Below are 15,823 nucleotides of genomic sequence, written 5' to 3' on the forward strand. Positions count from 1 at the left end.
AGGCTCGGCCGTTTATCGCGCGGAACGAAAAACTATTGGCGCGTCTAGTTCCGCTGTCACGATGACGTAATCTCGCCACAGTTGCGCCTCCGATTCTCATCAGACATTCCGATCTTTTTTCCACGCAAGGACAATGCGCCTTGCGCGGGGAAATGCCGTTTTTCTTATTTCAAACGCCTTTCGACGCCTGAAAACGCGCGCCCGCACTCGCTGTGCGTCGCGCCGGTCGTCGAATTGGCCGTCGCGAGTCTGAGGCGACGCGTCCCGATGAGTAGCCGGGCCAGGTGAGAAGTATCCGAACCGCTATACCCGTAATAACCAAAAACATTTTTGACCGGATAAATGGTCCGTAAAGATGGTGCCGCTCCACACGCGATGCCTCTTCGCCCACTAAACCGTTAGCCGGTCAGACGAGGCGAGCGCAACGCAACTCGCCCGCCAAGATTTCAATTTTCGACAAAGAACAGGAGAGTTCATGAAGTCAACCGTCAACCGTGCGACGACTACGGTGAAAGCATCGGTCAAAGCCACCGCAGTCGCCGCAGCGATGCTCGGCCTTTTTGCCACGGGCGCGGCTCACGCGCAGTCGAGCGTTTCGCTGTACGGGCAGGTCGACGAATGGGTCGGCGCTCAGAAATTTCCGGGTGGTGATCGTGCGTGGAACGTGAGCGGCGGCGGTATGTCGACGTCATACTGGGGCTTGAAGGGCGCCGAAGATCTGGGCGGCGGCTACAAGGCCATCTTCACCTTGGAAAGCTTCTTCCGCGCGCAGAACGGCCAGTACGGGCGCTTCCAGGGCGACACCTTCTTCGCGCGCAACTCGTACGTCGGCATTCAAGGTCCGATCGGCACGTTCACCGCCGGCCGCCTGACGACGCAACTCTTCGTATCGACGATTCTGTTCAACCCGTTCGTCGACTCGTACGTCTTCTCGCCGATGGTCTACCACGTGTTCCTCGGCGCAGGCACGTTCCCGACGTATCGCACGGATCAGGGCGTGATCGGCGATTCGGGCTGGAACAACTCGGTCCAGTACACGTCGCCTGACTTCAACGGCCTGTCGGGCAGCGTGATGTACAGCTTCGGCAATCAGGCGGGCGACGGCCGTTCGAAGAAGTACAGCGCGCAGTTCCTGTACTTCCACGGCCCGTTCGCGGCGACCGGCGTTTATCAGTACGTGAACTTCAACAACACGCCGGGCGATCTGACTTCGGTCGACGGCTTCGCGACGCCCGGCTACAAGAGCCAGAGCGTCGGCCAATTGGGCGCGTCGTATGACATGAAGTACGTCAAGTTCTTCGCGCAGTACATGTACACGAAGAACGACTACGAAGGTCCGGGCACGTTCCACGTCAACACCGGACAGGGCGGCGTGACGATTCCGGTCGGCCCGGGCACGGTGATGGCGTCGTATGCGTACTCGCGCAGCAACGGCGGCCTCGACCAGACGCACAAGAGCTGGGCGCTCGGCTACGACTATCCGCTGTCGAAGCGCACCGACGTCTATGCCGCGTACCTGAACGACAAGTACACGGGCATGTCGACGGGCGATACCTTCGGCGTCGGCATCCGCGCGAAGTTCTAAGCCGCGCGTCCGCCGGAAAGAAAACACCGCGCCTCGTGCGCGGTGTTTTCTTTTCGCACCGACCGAAAGAGCGTCAGCCGATCGCGAGGCGCGCTTTCGCGTCGTCGTATTCGCGCTTCAGGCGTCCGACCAGCTCCGCGACGCTCGGCACGTCTTCCATCAGGCCGACGCCCTGGCCCGCGCCCCAGATGTCCTTCCACGCTTTCGCCTTGCTCGTGCCTTCGGCGAAGTTCATCGCGGTTTTATCGGAGAGCGGCAGCGCGTCCGGATCGAGCCCCGCATTGACGATGCTCTCGCGGATGTAATTGCCATGCACGCCCGTGAAGAGGTTCGTGTAGACGATGTCGGCGGCGGTCGCATCGACGATCGCGCGCTTGTAGTCGTCCAGCGCGTGCGCTTCCTTCGTCGCGATGAAACGCGTGCCCATGTAGGCGAGATCCGCGCCCATCGCTTGCGCCGCGAGAATCGAGCCGCCATTGGCGATGGCGCCCGAGAGCACGATCGGGCCGTCGAACATGCGCCGCACTTCGCCGACGAGCGCGAACGGCGACGTCGTTCCCGCGTGACCGCCCGCGCCCGCCGCGACGAGAATCAGGCCGTCGACGCCCGCTTCGAGCGCCTTCTGCGCGTGCCGCAGATTGATGACGTCGTGCAGCACGATGCCGCCGTACGAATGCACCGCGTCGATCATCTCCCTGACCGGCGCGCGCAGGCTCGTGATGAAGATCGGCACCTTGTGCTCGACGCACACGCGCACGTCCTGTTCGAGCCGCGCGTTCGACTGATGCACGATCTGATTGACTGCGATCGGTCCGATCACGGCATCCGGATGCGCCGCTTTGTGCGCCGCAAGCTCGCTCTGAATCTGCGTGAGCCATTCGTCGAGCATTTCGGCGGGACGCGCGTTCAGCGCCGGAAACGAACCGACGATGCCCGCCTTGCATTGCGCGAGCACGAGTTCCGGATAGCTGACGATGAACATCGGCGAGCCGACGACGGGCAGTGCGAGGTGCTGCAAGATGGCGGGCAGGGCCATGTCACGAATCTCCTGAGTGTGTCCGGGCAGCGTTCAAATCATTCTAGAAACTGGCGCCCGATTCGGCACGCACGATCATTTTCCGGAAAGCGCGGGCATTCGACTATCGAACGATCGTTCGATTATAGGCGCGGCGCCATTTTTGAGATATCCGCCATTTCCCGAGGAAGTATTCGGTTTCGAGGTTTGCGGGGCCGCCGCGCGCCGGCGAGCGGGTGCGCGCGCCTACAATGATCCGCAACGCCACGAACAAGAAAACACCATGTCCTTCGGAGACTACGAATCCTTTCGGGTCAATGCCGGCGCCGATGCCGGGGGCGTCGAAATCGTCGGAATGAAAGGGGGTGACGGGCCGCCGTTGCTGCTCCTGCACGGTCATCCGCAGACGCACGAAATCTGGCACAAATGCGCCGCCGATCTCGCGAAACACTTCACCGTGATCGCCACCGATTTGCGCGGCTACGGCGCCTCGGGCAAACCGAAGAGCGACGCGCGCCACACGCCGTATTCGAAACGCGCGATGGCCGCCGATCAGGTCGCGGTGATGCGCCACTTCGGCTTCGAGCGCTTTCTCGTGTGCGCGCACGATCGCGGCGCGCGCGTCGCGCATCGGATGGCGATGGATTTCCCCGATGCCGTCGATCGCCTGATGCTGCTCGATATCGCCCCGACGCTCGCGATGTACGAAGCCACCGACCGCGAATTCGCGACCGCGTATTTCCACTGGTTTCTGCTGATTCAGCCGTCGCCGCTGCCGGAGTTGCTGATCGGCGGCAATCCGAATGCGTATATCGATCGCGTGATGGGCAATCGGCACGCGGGGCTCGCGCCGTTCGCGCCGCACGCGTTGCAGGCGTATCGCGACGCGCTGGCATCGCCGGGTGCGATTTTCGCGATGTGCGAGGACTATCGCGCGGCGGCGGGCATCGACCTGGAACACGACCGCGCCGATCTCGAACGCGGCATGAAGATCGCGTGTCCGCTGCGCGTGTTGTGGGGCGCGGAAGGCGTGATCGAAAAATGCTTCGATGCGCTCGAAGCATGGCGGCGCGTCGCGCGCGACGTGAGCGGCCGCGCGCTGCCGTGCGGGCATTACATTCCCGAGGAGCAGCCCGACATGCTGCTCGCGGAAATGCTCGCGTTCTTCGAGGCCGATGCGCCTTGAAACCCGCGCCGGCATTGGGTCTTACGCGGATTCAGGTGGCCGTTAAAGATTTGTAGGGAAAGCACCGATGCACGTGAAATAGTGTCGCGCTACGATACGCTGGACGTTGATCACGTCCATATGATTCCGCCGCTTGCCGTAGCTGACAAGCGGCTTTCTTTTTGTGCGCCGCGCGCTTCACGCCGCCGACACGGTCTCGCCGCTCACGGTCACCGAACCGCCGCGCGCCAGTTCCCCGACAATTTTTTCGATGAGCACGCGACGCTCGCCCGATGGCGCGAGCGCGTCGGCGGCGGCACGCATGGCGCGTGCGTGCGTGGTCATCGCGACGAGCGCGTCGAGCGTCATCGTGCGGACTTCCATCAGCTTGAAGACGATCAGCACCTTGAGCGCGTTTTTCGCGTTGCGCGCGGGATCGGCCTGCAGATAATCGAGCCGCGACGAGGCGACGTCGAGCGCGCGGGCGACATCGGTGAAGGGCGCGCCGTGGCCGGGAATCACGATATCGATATCGAGTGTCGAAATCAGTTCGAGCACCGCGCGCTCTTCCGCGAAACCGCTGTCGCCTTCCAGTTCGGGAAAGATCACGCCGAAGCCGTTTTCCCACAACGCGTCCGCGCTGATGAGCACGCGCGTCTCGGGACAGTGGAGCATCAGCGAATGCGGATCGTGGCCGGGCGCGCCGAGCACGTTCCAGTCGAAGCCGCCGAGCGCGAGCGTCGCGCCGTGCTCGATCGTGCCCGTGAAATCGAAGCGGTCGCAGCGCTGGCCGGTCGCGCGAAAGGTGAGCGCGTCTTCGTCCCACGCGCGCACGGCGTGCGCCTCGCTCGCGGGAATCAGCGTGTCGCACGCGTACGTCTGCTGAAGCAGCGCGTTGCCGCCGCAATGATCCGAATGCAGATGCGTATTGACGATCAGATCGAGCGCGCGCGCGCCGAGCGTCCGCTTCACGAGCGCGAGCGTTTGCGGCGCGTGCGATGCGTAGCCTGTATCGACGATCGCGGTGCCTTCGGCGCTTGCGAACAGCACGTTGTTCGACGAGAGCCAGCCGCGCTCGAATACCGTCATCGACTCGGGAAGCGACTCGGGAAGCGTTTTCACGCGGGTTGCTCCAGCGGCATCACGACGATGGTCGCCGTCGCCTTCATCACCGTCTCGCCGAGCTGATTGCGCGCGCCGCCTTCGAGCTTCACGAGATCGCCGTTCAGGCTCGCTTTCCACTTCGCTTCGGTGACGCGCCAGGACATCGTGAGCACGTCGTGCGCCTTCACCGCACGCGTCAGCCGGATGCCGAATTCCAGCCCGAGCGGCTGCGCGTATTGCGAGAAATGCGCGGCGAGCATCGCCATCAGATGCGCGGTGGGCTGCGTGCCCGATGCGATCAGCGTTCCGAAACGGCTCGCGCGCGCATAGGCGTCGTCGTGATGCAAGGGGTTGAGATCGTTGACGAGCGTCGCGAAATGCCTGATCGAATCGGGCGGCAACGCGAGCGTCGCTTCGAACGATTCGCCGATCGTCACGACGCGCGCGCCCTGACGACGGCTCTCGACGCGCGCGAGCACCGCGCGTTTCGCGTCATCGTCATAGGCGGACCACGACGCGATTTCGTCGATGGTGCGAAAGCAGCCGTCGCAAAAGCCCGTTTCCGGATTCATGCGGCACACGTCGACGCACGGCGACGCCACGCCGGTCATGACTCCGCGGTCTCGCGCAACGCGACATCCGCGACCGGCGCGCCGGTCAGCTCGATCAGCTCCTGCGGCGACAAGTTGAACACCGCGTGCGGATGCCCGGCCGCGGCCCACAGGCTTTCGAGCGCGAGCAAGTCTTCGTCGATGAGCGTGACGGGCGTGACCGCATGGCCAATCGGGCACACGCCGCCGATCGCGTAGCCGGTCTTCTCGCGCACGAACTTCGCGTCCGCGCGCGCCAGAGGGCCGACGCGCGCCGCGACCTTCGCTTCGTCGACGCGATTCGCGCCGCTCGCGATCACGAGCACGGGCGCGTCATCCTTCTTGCGGCGAAAGAGAATGGACTTGGCGATCTGCGCGACCGCGCAGCCGAGGCCGGCCGCCGCTTCCGCCGATGTCTTGCCGGTTTCGGGCAGCATCACGACGTCATGCGGATGGCCGCGTTCCTTCAACAAAAGCGCGACGCGGCGCGCGGAATCGGGTAACTGATCGATCATCGTTTTCCTTTGCTGTTCAGACGCAGGCGGCCACGCCGTCGCGCTTTTTCGTGAAGATCGCACGGCCCGCGCGCGACGAACTCGGCTTGCCGATCGCGCGCGAAATGAAATCGCCGATATCGACGAGCTGATCCAGATCGACGCCCGTTTCGATGCCGAGCCCGTTCATCAGATAGACGACGTCTTCCGTCGCGACATTGCCCGTCGCGCCCTTCGCATACGGACAGCCGCCGAGCCCCGCCACCGACGCGTGGAAAATCTCGATGCCTTCGAGCAGCGCCGCATAAATATTGCCGATGGCCTGCCCGTAGGTATCGTGGAAGTGCCCGGAAAGACGCTCGCGCGGAAACACCTTCTGCGCCGCCGCGAGCACTTCGCGCGTGCGTTTGGGCGTGCCGACGCCGATGGTATCGGCGATATCGATTTCGTCGCAGCCGAGCGCCTTCATCCGCTCGACGACATCCACGACCGATTCGATGCTCACTTCGCCCTGATACGGACAGCCGAGCGTGCACGAAATGCTGCCGCGCAGCCGCATGCCCGCGTCCTTTGCGGCCTTCGCGACCGGCTCGAAGCGCGCGATGCTCTCCGCGATGCTGCAATTGATGTTCTTCTGCGAGAACGCCTCGCTCGCCGCGCCGAAAATGACGATTTCATCCGCCTTCGATTCGAGCGCACCTTCGAAGCCGCGCATGTTCGGCGTGAGCACGGAGTAGATCGTGCCCGGACGGCGCTCGATGCCGGCCATGACGGCGGCGGCGTCGGACATTTGCGGCACCCATTTCGGCGACACGAACGATGTCGATTCCACGTTCACCAGACCTGCGCGCGCGAGCCGGTTCACGAGCTCGATCTTGGTTTCGGTGGGCACGAACGCCTTTTCGTTCTGCAGGCCGTCGCGCGGCCCGACTTCGACGATTTTCACTTTTGACGGAATCATGTCTCGCTCCTTGTGATGTGTTCTCAATAGCCGCGCTTGAAATCGACGATGCCGCTGATCGGCTCACCGCGCGCGAGCGCTTTGATCTTGCCGGCGATCTGCACGATGCTTTCCTCGCGCAGCGTTTCCGCCGATATGTGCGGCGTCACCGACACGCGCGGATGCGTCCAGAACGGATGATCCTGCGGCAGCGGCTCGTGGTGGAACACGTCGAGCGTCGCGGCGGCGAGCTGGCCGCTGTCGAGCGCGGCGAGCAGATCGGCATCGACGAGATGCGGGCCGCGCGCCACGTTCACGAGATACGCGCCGCGCGCGAGCTTGCCGAACGTGCGCGCGTTCAGAATGCCTTCGGTGTCCGGCGTGTGCGGCAGCAGGTTGATGAGCATGTTCACGCCGTCGAGGAACGCGTCGAACTTGTCCGCGCCCGCGTGGACGTGCACGCCTTCGATCGTCTTCGGCGAGCGGCTGTAGCCGCGCACCGGCACGCCGAGCTTCAGCAATCCCTTCGCGACTTCCGCGCCCAGCACGCCGAGCCCGAGCACGCCGACCGTGAATGACTCACGCGCGTGCTGCGGCCGCTTTTCCCAGCGGCGTTCGCGTTGCAGCGCGTCGTATTCGTCGAAGCGGCGCAGGTAGCGCAGCGCGCAGTACGTCGCGTATTCGACCATCTGCTGCGCCATGCCGGTGTCTTCGAGACGCACGAGCTTCGCGTTCGGCGGCAGCGTGCCGGGTTCCTTGCGTTCGACGTCCAGAATGGCATCGACGCCCGCGCCGAGATTGAACACAGCCTGAAGATCGGGCCGATTCGCGAAGAGCTCGCGCGGCGCGCGCCAGACGATCGCGTAATCGGCGGGCGCCGTGTCGCCCGGCTCCCACACGCGCAGGTCGGCATCCGGCAGCTCGCGTCGCAGGCCGCCGAGCCACGCGTCGATATCGGCGCCCTTTTCGTAGAAGATGATTTTCATGGCCGCGTGTGTATTAGCTCGCGTGTTGGTGTCCGCAGCCGCGCCCGGTTTCCTGCGCGCCGACGTTCTGCGCCGCTTCCGCGCGCATGCCGAGCCGCTCGATCAGCTTGCGGTCCGCTTCGGCTTGCGGGTTGCTCGTCGTCAGAAGCTGGTCGCCGTAGAAGATCGAGTTCGCGCCCGCCGCGAAGCACAGCGCCTGCAACGCCTCGTCCATCTGCTCGCGGCCGGCGGACAGACGCACCATCGCTTTGGGCATCGTGATGCGCGCGACCGCGATCGTGCGCACGAACTCGAACGGATCGAGCGCGTCGATGCCGGTGAGCGGCGTGCCCGCGACTTGCACGAGATTGTTGATCGGCACCGACTCCGGATACGGCTCCATGTTCGCGAGCTGCGAGATCAGCCCGGCGCGCTCGCGTCGCGATTCGCCCATCCCGACGATCCCGCCGCAACACACATTGATGCCCGCGTCGCGCACGTGTTCGAGCGTGTCGAGGCGATCCTGGTACGTGCGCGTCGAGATGATCTGGCCGTAGAACTCCGGCGATGTATCCAGATTGTGGTTGTAGTAATCGAGGCCGGCATCGCGCAGACCTTGCGCCTGATGCGCTTCGAGCATGCCGAGCGTCACGCAGGTTTCGAGGCCCATCGCCTTCACGCCGCGGATCATGTCCTTGATCGGCTCCAGATGGCGATCCTTCGGATTGCGCCACGCCGCGCCCATGCAGAAGCGCGTCGCGCCGTTCGACTTCGCGACTTCGGCGGCCTTCAGCACTTCGTCGACGTCCATCAGCTTTTCGGCTTTCAGGCCGGTGTCGTGATGCACCGACTGCGGGCAGTACGCGCAGTCTTCCTCGCAGCCGCCGGTCTTGATCGACAGCAGCGTGGAGAGCTGCACCGCGTTCGGATCGAAGTGCTCGCGATGCACGGTCTGCGCGCGGTAAAGCAGATCGTTGAACGGCAACGCGTACAGCGCGACGACATCGGCGACGCGCCAGCGCTGCATTGGCTGCGGCGTGGCCTTGGAAGTGGTCTCAGTGGCGATGTGCTGTGTCATGAATTCAATCCTTTCGATGAAGCGGGTGAGTCAGAAGGCCGATATCGAGCGAATCGGCGGCGCGCGAGGCATCGGCTGCCGCGAAATGCGGAATCACGCCGATGAGCGGCGCCTCGATACGTCGTTTGAGCGTTGCGATGTTTTCGTCGGGATACAGCATATTCGGATCGACGCGATTCGCGACCCAGCCCGCGAGCGTCAGTCCGCGCGCGGCGATGGCTTCGACCGTCAAGAGCGCATGGCTGATGCAGCCGAGCCGCATGCCGACGACGAGCACGACCGGCAGATTCAGCGCGACGGCGAGATCGGCGGTGTCGTGCGTGTCGTCGAGCGGCACGCAAAAACCGCCGACGCCTTCCACCACGACGATATCCGCTTGTGTCATCGCGACGTGATGCGCGTCGACGATGCGCCCGATGTCCAGAGCGATGCCCTCGCGCGCCGCCGCGATATGCGGCGCGATCGGCTCGCGCATCATGAACGGCGTGCGGATGTCGTCGGGCAGCGCGACGTTTGCGGCGGCATCGAGCTGATCGGCGTCTTCGTTGTGCAGCACGCCGTCGCGCAGCACGGCGCCCGACGCGATCGGCTTCATCGCGGCGGCGCGCAGGCCCGCGCGCGCGAAGCCGTGCAGCAGCGCGCAGGAGACGAACGTCTTGCCGATTTCCGTATCGGTTCCGGCGACGAATATCGATAAAGCGGTCATAGCGTATTCAATGCGTTCAATGCGTGATCGAGCCGCGCGAGATCGTCCTCGCTGTGCGCGGCGGAAAGCGAAATGCGCAGGCGCGACGTGCTGGCGGGCACGGTCGGCGGACGGATCGCGGGCACCCAGAGACCGTGCTTGTCGAGCGCGGCGGCGATTTCCAGCGTTTCGTCGTTGCCGCCGATCACGAGCGGCTGCACGGCGGTAAGCGAATCGACGGGCATCCAGCGCGTGCGTTTCAACATCGCGCGCGTGGTGTCGATGAGCGATGCGAGATGCGCGCGCCGTGCGTCGCCTTCATCGCCGGCAATGATCTCGATGCTCTTCGACACCGCATGCGCGACCGCCGGCGCCGACGCCGTCGTGAAGATATACGGACGTGCGCGCTGAATCAGCCATTCGATGACCGTCTCATGCGCCGCGACGAACGCGCCCGACACACCCGCCGCCTTGCCGAGCGTGCCGACATAGACGAGATGCGGCGAGCGCAACGCGTAATGCGCGAGTGCGCCGCGTCCTTGCGGGCCGAGCACGCCGAAGCCGTGCGCGTCGTCGACGATGAGCCACGCGCCGTACTTCTCCGCCAGTTCGACGAGACGCGCGAGCGGCGCGATATCGCCGTCCATGCTGAACACGGTGTCGGTGACGATGAGCTTCGTCGCGGCTTCATCGCGCGAGGCGTCGAGCATGGCGTCGAGCGCGTCCATGTCCGCGTGCGGATAGATCTGCGTTTCCGCGCGCGACAGACGCACGCCGTCGATCAGCGATGCGTGGTTGAGCGCATCGGAGAACACGAGCGTGCCGCGTCCGGCCAGCGCCGTGACGACCGCGAGGTTCGCCATGTAGCCGGTGCTGAAGTAGAGCGCGCGCGGGTTGTCGACGAAACCGCCCGAGAACGCGGCGAGATCGTCTTCCAGTTTCGCGTGCGCGCGTGAATGCCCGCCGAGCAGATGCGAGCCGCCGCTGCCCGCGCCGAAGAGCGACGCGCCTTCCGCGAGCGCCGCGCGGATCGCTTCGTGCGCGGCGAGGCCGAGATAGTCGTTGCTCGCGAAACCGATGATCTCGCGGCCATCGACGGTCATATGCGCCGAACACGCGCCGTCGATGGTCTTGCGCCGGCGGCGCAGGCCGCGCGCGTCGATATCGGCGAGACCTTGTTTCAGCGTGTCGTACAACGCCTGCGATGTGTGCTTCATGCGGCATCCCCGGCAAGCGTGGCGTCGAGCGTGTCGCGCGTGCGTTGGGCGAGCAGCAGCAGTTCGTCGTCGGTGAGGATGTACGGCGGCATCATGTAGACCGTCGTGCCGATGGGCCGCATCAGCAGTTCGCGCTGCAACGCGTTCGCGAAGAAGCGGCGCGAGAAGGTCTTGTCGTCGATGTCGGCGTCGAACGCGAAGATCGTGCCGCAATGGCGCAGGTTCTTCACGCGTTCGTGCTTGCCGAAGTGCGCGCGCAACGTCTCGCCCAGCAGCGCCGATTTGCGTCTGTTTTCGGCGAGCACGTTCGCGCTTTCGAACAGATCGAGCGTCGCGAGCGCGGCGCGGCACGCGAGCGGATTGCCCGTGTACGAATGCGAATGCAGGAAGCCGCGCGTCACGTCGTCGTCGTAGAAGGCGGCGTAGATGTCGTCGCGCGTCAGGACGATCGAAAGCGGCAGGTAACCGCCGCTGATGCCCTTCGACAGGCACATGAAATCCGGCCAGATGCCCGCCTGCTCGCACGCGAAAAAAGTGCCGGTGCGCCCGCAGCCGACCGCGATTTCATCGGCGATCAGATGCACGCCGAATTCGTCGCACAACGCACGCAGACGCGTGAGATACGGCGCGTCGTACATCGCCATGCCAGCCGCGCACTGCACGAGCGGCTCGACGATGACCGCCGCGAGCGTCGACGCGCGTTGCTCGAAGAGCGCGCGCATCGCGGCGATGGCTTCATCGACGCCGACCGCCGCCGGCGACGCGACCACATGCGCGTGACGGATCAGCGGATCGTATGCGTCCTTGAAAATGGCGACGTCGGTCACGCCGAGCGCGCCGATCGTTTCGCCGTGGTAGCTGTTCGCGAGGCACGCGAACTCGCGTTTCTCGCTCTGGCCGCGATTGCGCCAGCAGTGAAAGCTCATCTTCAGCGCGATTTCGACCGCCGATGCGCCATCGGACGCGAAAAACGCATGACCGAGCGTGCGCTGCGTGAGCGACGAAAGGCGCTCGGCCAGCTCGACGGCGGGCGCGTGCGTGCAGCCCGCGAGCATCGCGTGTTCGAGCGTGTCGAGCTGATCCTTGAGCGCGCGGTTGATGTCGTCGTTCGCGTGGCCGAAGAGGTTCACCCACCACGAGCTGATTGCATCGAGATAGCGACGGCCTTCGTGGTCGTAGAGCCACGCGCCCTTGCCACGCGCGATCGGCACGAGCGGCACGCGCTCGTGATGTTTCATCTGGCTGCACGGATGCCACACGGCCGCGAGCGAGCGGGCAACCCAATCCTGATTGGCTTCTGTGTTCAAAAACGGCTCCCAGGCACGCGTGCGCGACGCGGGCCGGATACTTCGGGCAGACGCCGGGACGCCTGCGTTACGGGGAAGACTGCGAACAAACTGCGCGAGTCAATTATCCCTAAAACGTGGCCAACCTTCCGTAATCGGAAGGTTTTTTGAGCGTGCGTGCACGCGCAATGGAAATGCGAAAACGCGCTATCGCGTGCAACGTCGGTCAACTGGAAGCGTTAAGGTGCGATCGACGCAAAAACGCCGGCGCGAAGGCCGGCGTTCTCAGCAAGCGGAAAAACGGTTTTAGCGCGATGCGGTCTGCGTGCCGGCCACCTGATCGTGCCAGACGACGCGATTGTTCACCGCGTAGAGGCGGCACGGATCGGCGCTCTGCTTCTGGCAACTCGCGATGGCGACCGACATCGGATCGTCGCCGCCTTCGGCCCACGACCACGCGCCCGAATCGGACACGGCGAACGCGCGGCTCGAATACTGCGAAAGAAAGTTGCGGTAACCTGCACGGCCGTTTTCATCGACGAACGGAACGGCCTGCACGGAATCGAGGTCCGCGAAATGGGTCGCGTCCGGCATATTCGGCTCGGACACCTGATACTGCACGGCGGTCGGCATGCCGATCTGCGCGAGGAAGGCCTTCACGCGCGGCCACCAGATCTGCACGCCGTCGCGATCGCCGACGAGCCGGTGCGCGTCGTTCTTGTAGGTGCCGAAATCGACCATGTTCGCGCGCGCGCCGTGCGCGGTGAACGCGGTGAACATCTGCGCGGACAGATCGCCTTGCCAGACCGAATCGTTGTCGCCGTAGAGCCACAGCGACGGCAGGCGCACGTTCTGGCCGTAGTCGCCGAACGCGTTGACGAGATTCTTCTGCCAGCCCGTGCATTCGTCCTGACGCAGGCCGCCCGAGAAGTTGATGAGACCGCGCACGCCCGGCGCCGCGACCGCATCGCGCGCGCCGTAGGCGATGGTCGTCAGCCCGCCGTGCGACGTGCCCGCGACGACGATATGCGTCTTGTCGACGTAAGACTGCGCGCTCATGTAAGCGACGGTCGCGGCGACGTCCTGCGCCTGCGCGAAACCGTTCGCCTCGACATCGCAGCCGTGGCCGGTGTAGTCGCCGCCCGAGCCCGCGAAGCCGCGGCGGTTCGGCACGACGACGACATAACCGTGACGCACGAATTCACGCGCGAGCGCGACCGGGCGGTTGCGCGGTTGCGCGTGCGAATCGCCGGGGAGCTTGCCGTGATTGAAGACGATCATCGGGAACGGACCGGCGCCGTCCGGCTTGAACACCGTGGTTTCGAGCGAGATGTCGGCTTCGGGAATCTGGACGACGCTTTCGTTCAGTCCATTGGCGACGACGGGGAGGCCCGCGTCGAGCGAATCGGGAATGCGGGAAAGCGGCTGGCCGAACGCGGCTGCCTGGAGGCCTTCGGTTTGACGTACGCCGCCGATCGGTTCGGCACGCACGGCGGACGTGACGAGCGATGCCGCGAGCGCGCACATCATGCTGCATCCGACCAACCAGGTTCTGATCGCCATCCGTGAACTCCGACTGCGCTTCCAAAAAGACGTGGATACCGCGTGGCCCCGAACGTCAATTTTTGAAGTCACAAACCTATCGCGCTGCTCGATTTGAGCAGTATCGGCTGCGGGTTCCGGGAGTCATGCCCGGAAAAGGCATGACAATTGGCTTCAAAACGGGGCTTCGCTGCGAGTGTCCGGGCACGGGAATGACTGCGCCCTGACGTGAACAGAGATTAACCGTTCAAAATTGCACTGCACAATAAGTGGTACCCCGTAACTGTTTAATCTGAAAGGAAATTCTTAGGAAATTAATACCGCGTGCCACCGCATATTTCTTAAAGAATTATTTACTTTTCTTTTATCTGACCATCGACGTAAATCCAGTCGCCCGCATTGTTGCGCATGAAGCGGCTGGCTTCGTGCAGTCGATGCGCGCGCCCGTCGACCTTGTAGCGGGCGACGAACTCGACCTCTTCGTGGTTCGCGTCGATCGGCGTGTGGCGTTTGATCTGCAAGCCGAGCCAGCGCGTGCCGGCGTCGGAGGCGTCGAGATCGGGCGGGCAGGTCGATTCGGCCCAGGTCGCGCGCAAATACGCGGTGTCGCCGAGCACGTAGGCGGTGTAGCGCGAGCGCATCAGTTCCATCGCGTCAGCGGGCTTTTCGCCGCCTTCGATGAATCGTCCGCAACACGCTTCGTAGCGCGGCGCGCGCGCATTTGCGCGCTGATCGGGCGCGGCGCCGCCGCAGGGACAGTCCACCGGCTTCATTGATCGACACCCGGCATCTCGACGTGACGCGGCTGGCTGCGCACGCGTTCGAGCCACGCGCGGATCGCGGGATAGCGCGACAGATCGACGTTCGCTTCGTCCGCGACGTGCGTGTATGCGTACAGCGCGATATCCGCGACGGTGTAGCGCTCGCCGACGAAAAACGTGCGCGTCGCGAGATGCTGCTCCATCACGTCGAGCGCGCGATACGAGCCGGCGATTTTTTCGGGCAGACGGGCGTCGCCGGGATTTTTCTGAAATTGCAGGATGAACCGCGCCACCGCGACATACGGCTCGTGGCTGTACTGCTCGAAGAACATCCATTGCAGCACTTGCGCGCGTTCGAGCCGGTCATCGGGCAGGAGCGGCGTGCCGTCGGCGAGATAGCAGAGGATCGCGCCGGATTCGGCGAGCGTCGTGTTTTCGTCGATGACGAGCACCGGCACCTTGCCGTTCGGATTGAGCCGTCTGAACTCGCCGGTGCGTGTGGCGCCGTTCATCATGTCGACTTCGTGCCAGACGTAAGGCTGGCCAAGCTGTTCGAGGACGAGCCGAACCTTGTAGCAGTTGCCCGATGGGGACACGCCGTGTACCTGATAACTCACATTCGCTCCTTTCTCACCATTCCAGTTTCGTTCCGTCGTACTGCACGAAGGTCCCGTTGAATGCGTCGTGCATCGCGCCCGCCTCGGCGATCACCGCGCGCATGCCCGACACGCTGTGCGCGACGTCGATCGCCGCCGACGGCCCGCCCATTTCCGTGCGCACCCAGCCCGGATGCAGCGCGATGCACGCCGAATGCCGCGTTTCCAGCGACGCCACCTTCAGCGCCGAATTGAGCGCCGCCTTGCTCGCGCGATACAGCCAGCCGGTCGTGCCGCTCGCCCCGCCGATACTGCCCATCTTGCTCGACACGACCGCGAGCACGCCGCTCGCGGCATCGGTGAGCGGCAGAAGCACGGGAATCAGTTGCATGGGGCCGCGCACGTTGGTGTGCATGACCTGATCGAAGTCTTCGGGGCCGATCGTTTCGACGCCTTCGGTGCGCGGTCCGTACACGCCCGACACGACGATCGCCACGTCCAGCTTTTCCTCGTCGAGCTGCCACGCGAGCGCGGCGATCTGCTCGGGCTGCGTGACGTCGAGGGAGAAGGTTTGCGCGCCCATCGCGTCGAGCGCGGAAAGCGAGGTTTTGTCGCGGGCGGTGGCGAGCACGCGCCAGCCGTCACGACAGTATTCGCGTGCGAATTCGTGGCCGAGGCCGCGCGACGCGCCGACGATCAGTACCGTTTTCATGAGCGACATGTTCCTTGTGTGAACAGATGAAGATGACTATAACGCGCGACCCGCTGTCGCGGATCAACCGCCGGCCTTTCGGCTAATG

General features: G+C 64.5%; 16 protein-coding genes. 2 read left to right on the top strand and 14 right to left on the bottom strand.

Annotation, left to right across the window (positions count from 1 at the left end; all coding sequences use genetic code 11):
- The first annotated feature begins 475 nt into the window (after positions 1–475).
- On the top strand, positions 476–1,585 hold the full coding sequence (locus AWB76_RS03620; protein ID WP_061158749.1) for a porin: 1,110 nt from the start codon (positions 476–478) through the stop codon (positions 1,583–1,585).
- A gap of 73 nt (positions 1,586–1,658) precedes the next feature.
- Here AWB76_RS03620 and AWB76_RS03625 read toward each other — a convergent pair whose 3' ends face one another.
- The gene (locus AWB76_RS03625; protein ID WP_061158750.1) at positions 1,659–2,621 is read right to left on the bottom strand and encodes an NAD(P)H-dependent flavin oxidoreductase; all 963 of its coding nucleotides are present in this window, start codon (positions 2,619–2,621) and stop codon (positions 1,659–1,661) included.
- Between the two features lie 262 nt (positions 2,622–2,883).
- Here AWB76_RS03625 and AWB76_RS03630 point away from each other — a divergent pair, with 262 nt between their 5' ends.
- A complete protein-coding gene (locus AWB76_RS03630; RefSeq protein ID WP_061159002.1) occupies positions 2,884–3,786 on the top strand; it encodes an alpha/beta fold hydrolase in 903 nt (300 codons plus the stop codon).
- A 177-nt stretch (positions 3,787–3,963) separates the two neighbouring features.
- On the opposite strand, the gene AWB76_RS03635 is transcribed toward AWB76_RS03630, so the two are convergent.
- From AWB76_RS03635 to AWB76_RS03695, 13 genes are all read right to left on the bottom strand, one after another.
- Positions 3,964–4,854 carry an MBL fold metallo-hydrolase gene (locus tag AWB76_RS03635; RefSeq protein WP_061159004.1) on the bottom strand — a complete coding sequence of 297 codons (891 nt, stop codon included), beginning with the start codon at positions 4,852–4,854 and terminating at the stop codon, positions 3,964–3,966.
- Positions 4,855–4,883: 29 nt separating this feature from the next.
- Complete coding sequence (locus tag AWB76_RS03640; RefSeq protein WP_244173218.1) at positions 4,884–5,441, bottom strand: DUF1289 domain-containing protein; 558 nt, start codon at positions 5,439–5,441, stop codon at positions 4,884–4,886.
- A gap of 35 nt (positions 5,442–5,476) precedes the next feature.
- On the bottom strand, positions 5,477–5,974 hold the full coding sequence (locus AWB76_RS03645; RefSeq protein ID WP_061158751.1) for a YbaK/EbsC family protein: 498 nt from the start codon (positions 5,972–5,974) through the stop codon (positions 5,477–5,479).
- Between the two features lie 16 nt (positions 5,975–5,990).
- Entirely contained in the window at positions 5,991–6,914 is a 924-nt protein-coding gene (locus tag AWB76_RS03650; RefSeq protein ID WP_061158752.1) for a hydroxymethylglutaryl-CoA lyase, read from the bottom strand.
- Positions 6,915–6,937: 23 nt separating this feature from the next.
- Entirely contained in the window at positions 6,938–7,879 is a 942-nt protein-coding gene (locus tag AWB76_RS03655; protein WP_061158753.1) for a 2-hydroxyacid dehydrogenase, read from the bottom strand.
- A gap of 13 nt (positions 7,880–7,892) precedes the next feature.
- The gene (bioB, locus tag AWB76_RS03660) at positions 7,893–8,936 is read right to left on the bottom strand and encodes a biotin synthase BioB (protein ID WP_061158754.1); all 1,044 of its coding nucleotides are present in this window, start codon (positions 8,934–8,936) and stop codon (positions 7,893–7,895) included.
- 4 nt (positions 8,937–8,940) lie between these two features.
- Positions 8,941–9,642, bottom strand: coding sequence for a dethiobiotin synthase (gene bioD / locus AWB76_RS03665; protein ID WP_061158755.1), 702 nt, complete (start codon positions 9,640–9,642; stop codon positions 8,941–8,943).
- Positions 9,639–10,838 carry an 8-amino-7-oxononanoate synthase gene (bioF, locus tag AWB76_RS03670; protein WP_061158756.1) on the bottom strand — a complete coding sequence of 400 codons (1,200 nt, stop codon included), beginning with the start codon at positions 10,836–10,838 and terminating at the stop codon, positions 9,639–9,641. The genes bioD and bioF overlap by 4 nt, the downstream gene beginning before the upstream one ends.
- Positions 10,835–12,145 (bottom strand): adenosylmethionine--8-amino-7-oxononanoate transaminase, encoded by a 1,311-nt coding sequence (locus tag AWB76_RS03675; RefSeq protein ID WP_061158757.1) that lies wholly within the window; start codon positions 12,143–12,145, stop codon positions 10,835–10,837. Before AWB76_RS03675 ends, bioF begins: the two co-directional genes overlap by 4 nt.
- Before the next feature lie 285 nt (positions 12,146–12,430).
- Positions 12,431–13,687 (bottom strand): dienelactone hydrolase family protein, encoded by a 1,257-nt coding sequence (locus tag AWB76_RS03680; RefSeq protein WP_061158758.1) that lies wholly within the window; start codon positions 13,685–13,687, stop codon positions 12,431–12,433.
- A gap of 332 nt (positions 13,688–14,019) precedes the next feature.
- Positions 14,020–14,439, bottom strand: coding sequence for a YchJ family protein (locus AWB76_RS03685; RefSeq protein WP_061158759.1), 420 nt, complete (start codon positions 14,437–14,439; stop codon positions 14,020–14,022).
- Positions 14,436–15,044 (bottom strand): glutathione S-transferase family protein, encoded by a 609-nt coding sequence (locus AWB76_RS03690; RefSeq protein ID WP_061158760.1) that lies wholly within the window; start codon positions 15,042–15,044, stop codon positions 14,436–14,438. The genes AWB76_RS03685 and AWB76_RS03690 overlap by 4 nt, the downstream gene beginning before the upstream one ends.
- A gap of 13 nt (positions 15,045–15,057) precedes the next feature.
- A complete protein-coding gene (locus AWB76_RS03695) occupies positions 15,058–15,735 on the bottom strand; it encodes an SDR family oxidoreductase (RefSeq protein WP_061159005.1) in 678 nt (225 codons plus the stop codon).
- Between the last annotated feature and the right edge of the window lie 88 nt (positions 15,736–15,823).

The sequence above is a fragment of the Caballeronia temeraria genome (assembly GCF_001544795.2).
Lineage (GTDB): Bacteria > Pseudomonadota > Gammaproteobacteria > Burkholderiales > Burkholderiaceae > Caballeronia > Caballeronia temeraria.

What these genes read in the sequence shown, in the direction of transcription:
- AWB76_RS03620 (WP_061158749.1), top strand. Translation starts at nt 476, where the DNA reads ATGAAGTCAACCGTCAACCGTGCGACGACTACGGTGAAAGCATCGGTC.
- AWB76_RS03625 (WP_061158750.1), bottom strand. Translation starts at nt 2,621, where the DNA reads ATGGCCCTGCCCGCCATCTTGCAGCACCTCGCACTGCCCGTCGTCGGC.
- AWB76_RS03630 (WP_061159002.1), top strand. Translation starts at nt 2,884, where the DNA reads ATGTCCTTCGGAGACTACGAATCCTTTCGGGTCAATGCCGGCGCCGAT.
- AWB76_RS03635 (WP_061159004.1), bottom strand. Translation starts at nt 4,854, where the DNA reads ATGACGGTATTCGAGCGCGGCTGGCTCTCGTCGAACAACGTGCTGTTC.
- AWB76_RS03640 (WP_244173218.1), bottom strand. Translation starts at nt 5,441, where the DNA reads ATGAATCCGGAAACGGGCTTTTGCGACGGCTGCTTTCGCACCATCGAC.
- AWB76_RS03645 (WP_061158751.1), bottom strand. Translation starts at nt 5,974, where the DNA reads ATGATCGATCAGTTACCCGATTCCGCGCGCCGCGTCGCGCTTTTGTTG.
- AWB76_RS03650 (WP_061158752.1), bottom strand. Translation starts at nt 6,914, where the DNA reads ATGATTCCGTCAAAAGTGAAAATCGTCGAAGTCGGGCCGCGCGACGGC.
- AWB76_RS03655 (WP_061158753.1), bottom strand. Translation starts at nt 7,879, where the DNA reads ATGAAAATCATCTTCTACGAAAAGGGCGCCGATATCGACGCGTGGCTC.
- bioB (WP_061158754.1), bottom strand. Translation starts at nt 8,936, where the DNA reads ATGACACAGCACATCGCCACTGAGACCACTTCCAAGGCCACGCCGCAG.
- bioD (WP_061158755.1), bottom strand. Translation starts at nt 9,642, where the DNA reads ATGACCGCTTTATCGATATTCGTCGCCGGAACCGATACGGAAATCGGC.
- bioF (WP_061158756.1), bottom strand. Translation starts at nt 10,838, where the DNA reads ATGAAGCACACATCGCAGGCGTTGTACGACACGCTGAAACAAGGTCTC.
- AWB76_RS03680 (WP_061158758.1), bottom strand. Translation starts at nt 13,687, where the DNA reads ATGGCGATCAGAACCTGGTTGGTCGGATGCAGCATGATGTGCGCGCTC.
- AWB76_RS03685 (WP_061158759.1), bottom strand. Translation starts at nt 14,439, where the DNA reads ATGAAGCCGGTGGACTGTCCCTGCGGCGGCGCCGCGCCCGATCAGCGC.
- AWB76_RS03695 (WP_061159005.1), bottom strand. Translation starts at nt 15,735, where the DNA reads ATGAAAACGGTACTGATCGTCGGCGCGTCGCGCGGCCTCGGCCACGAA.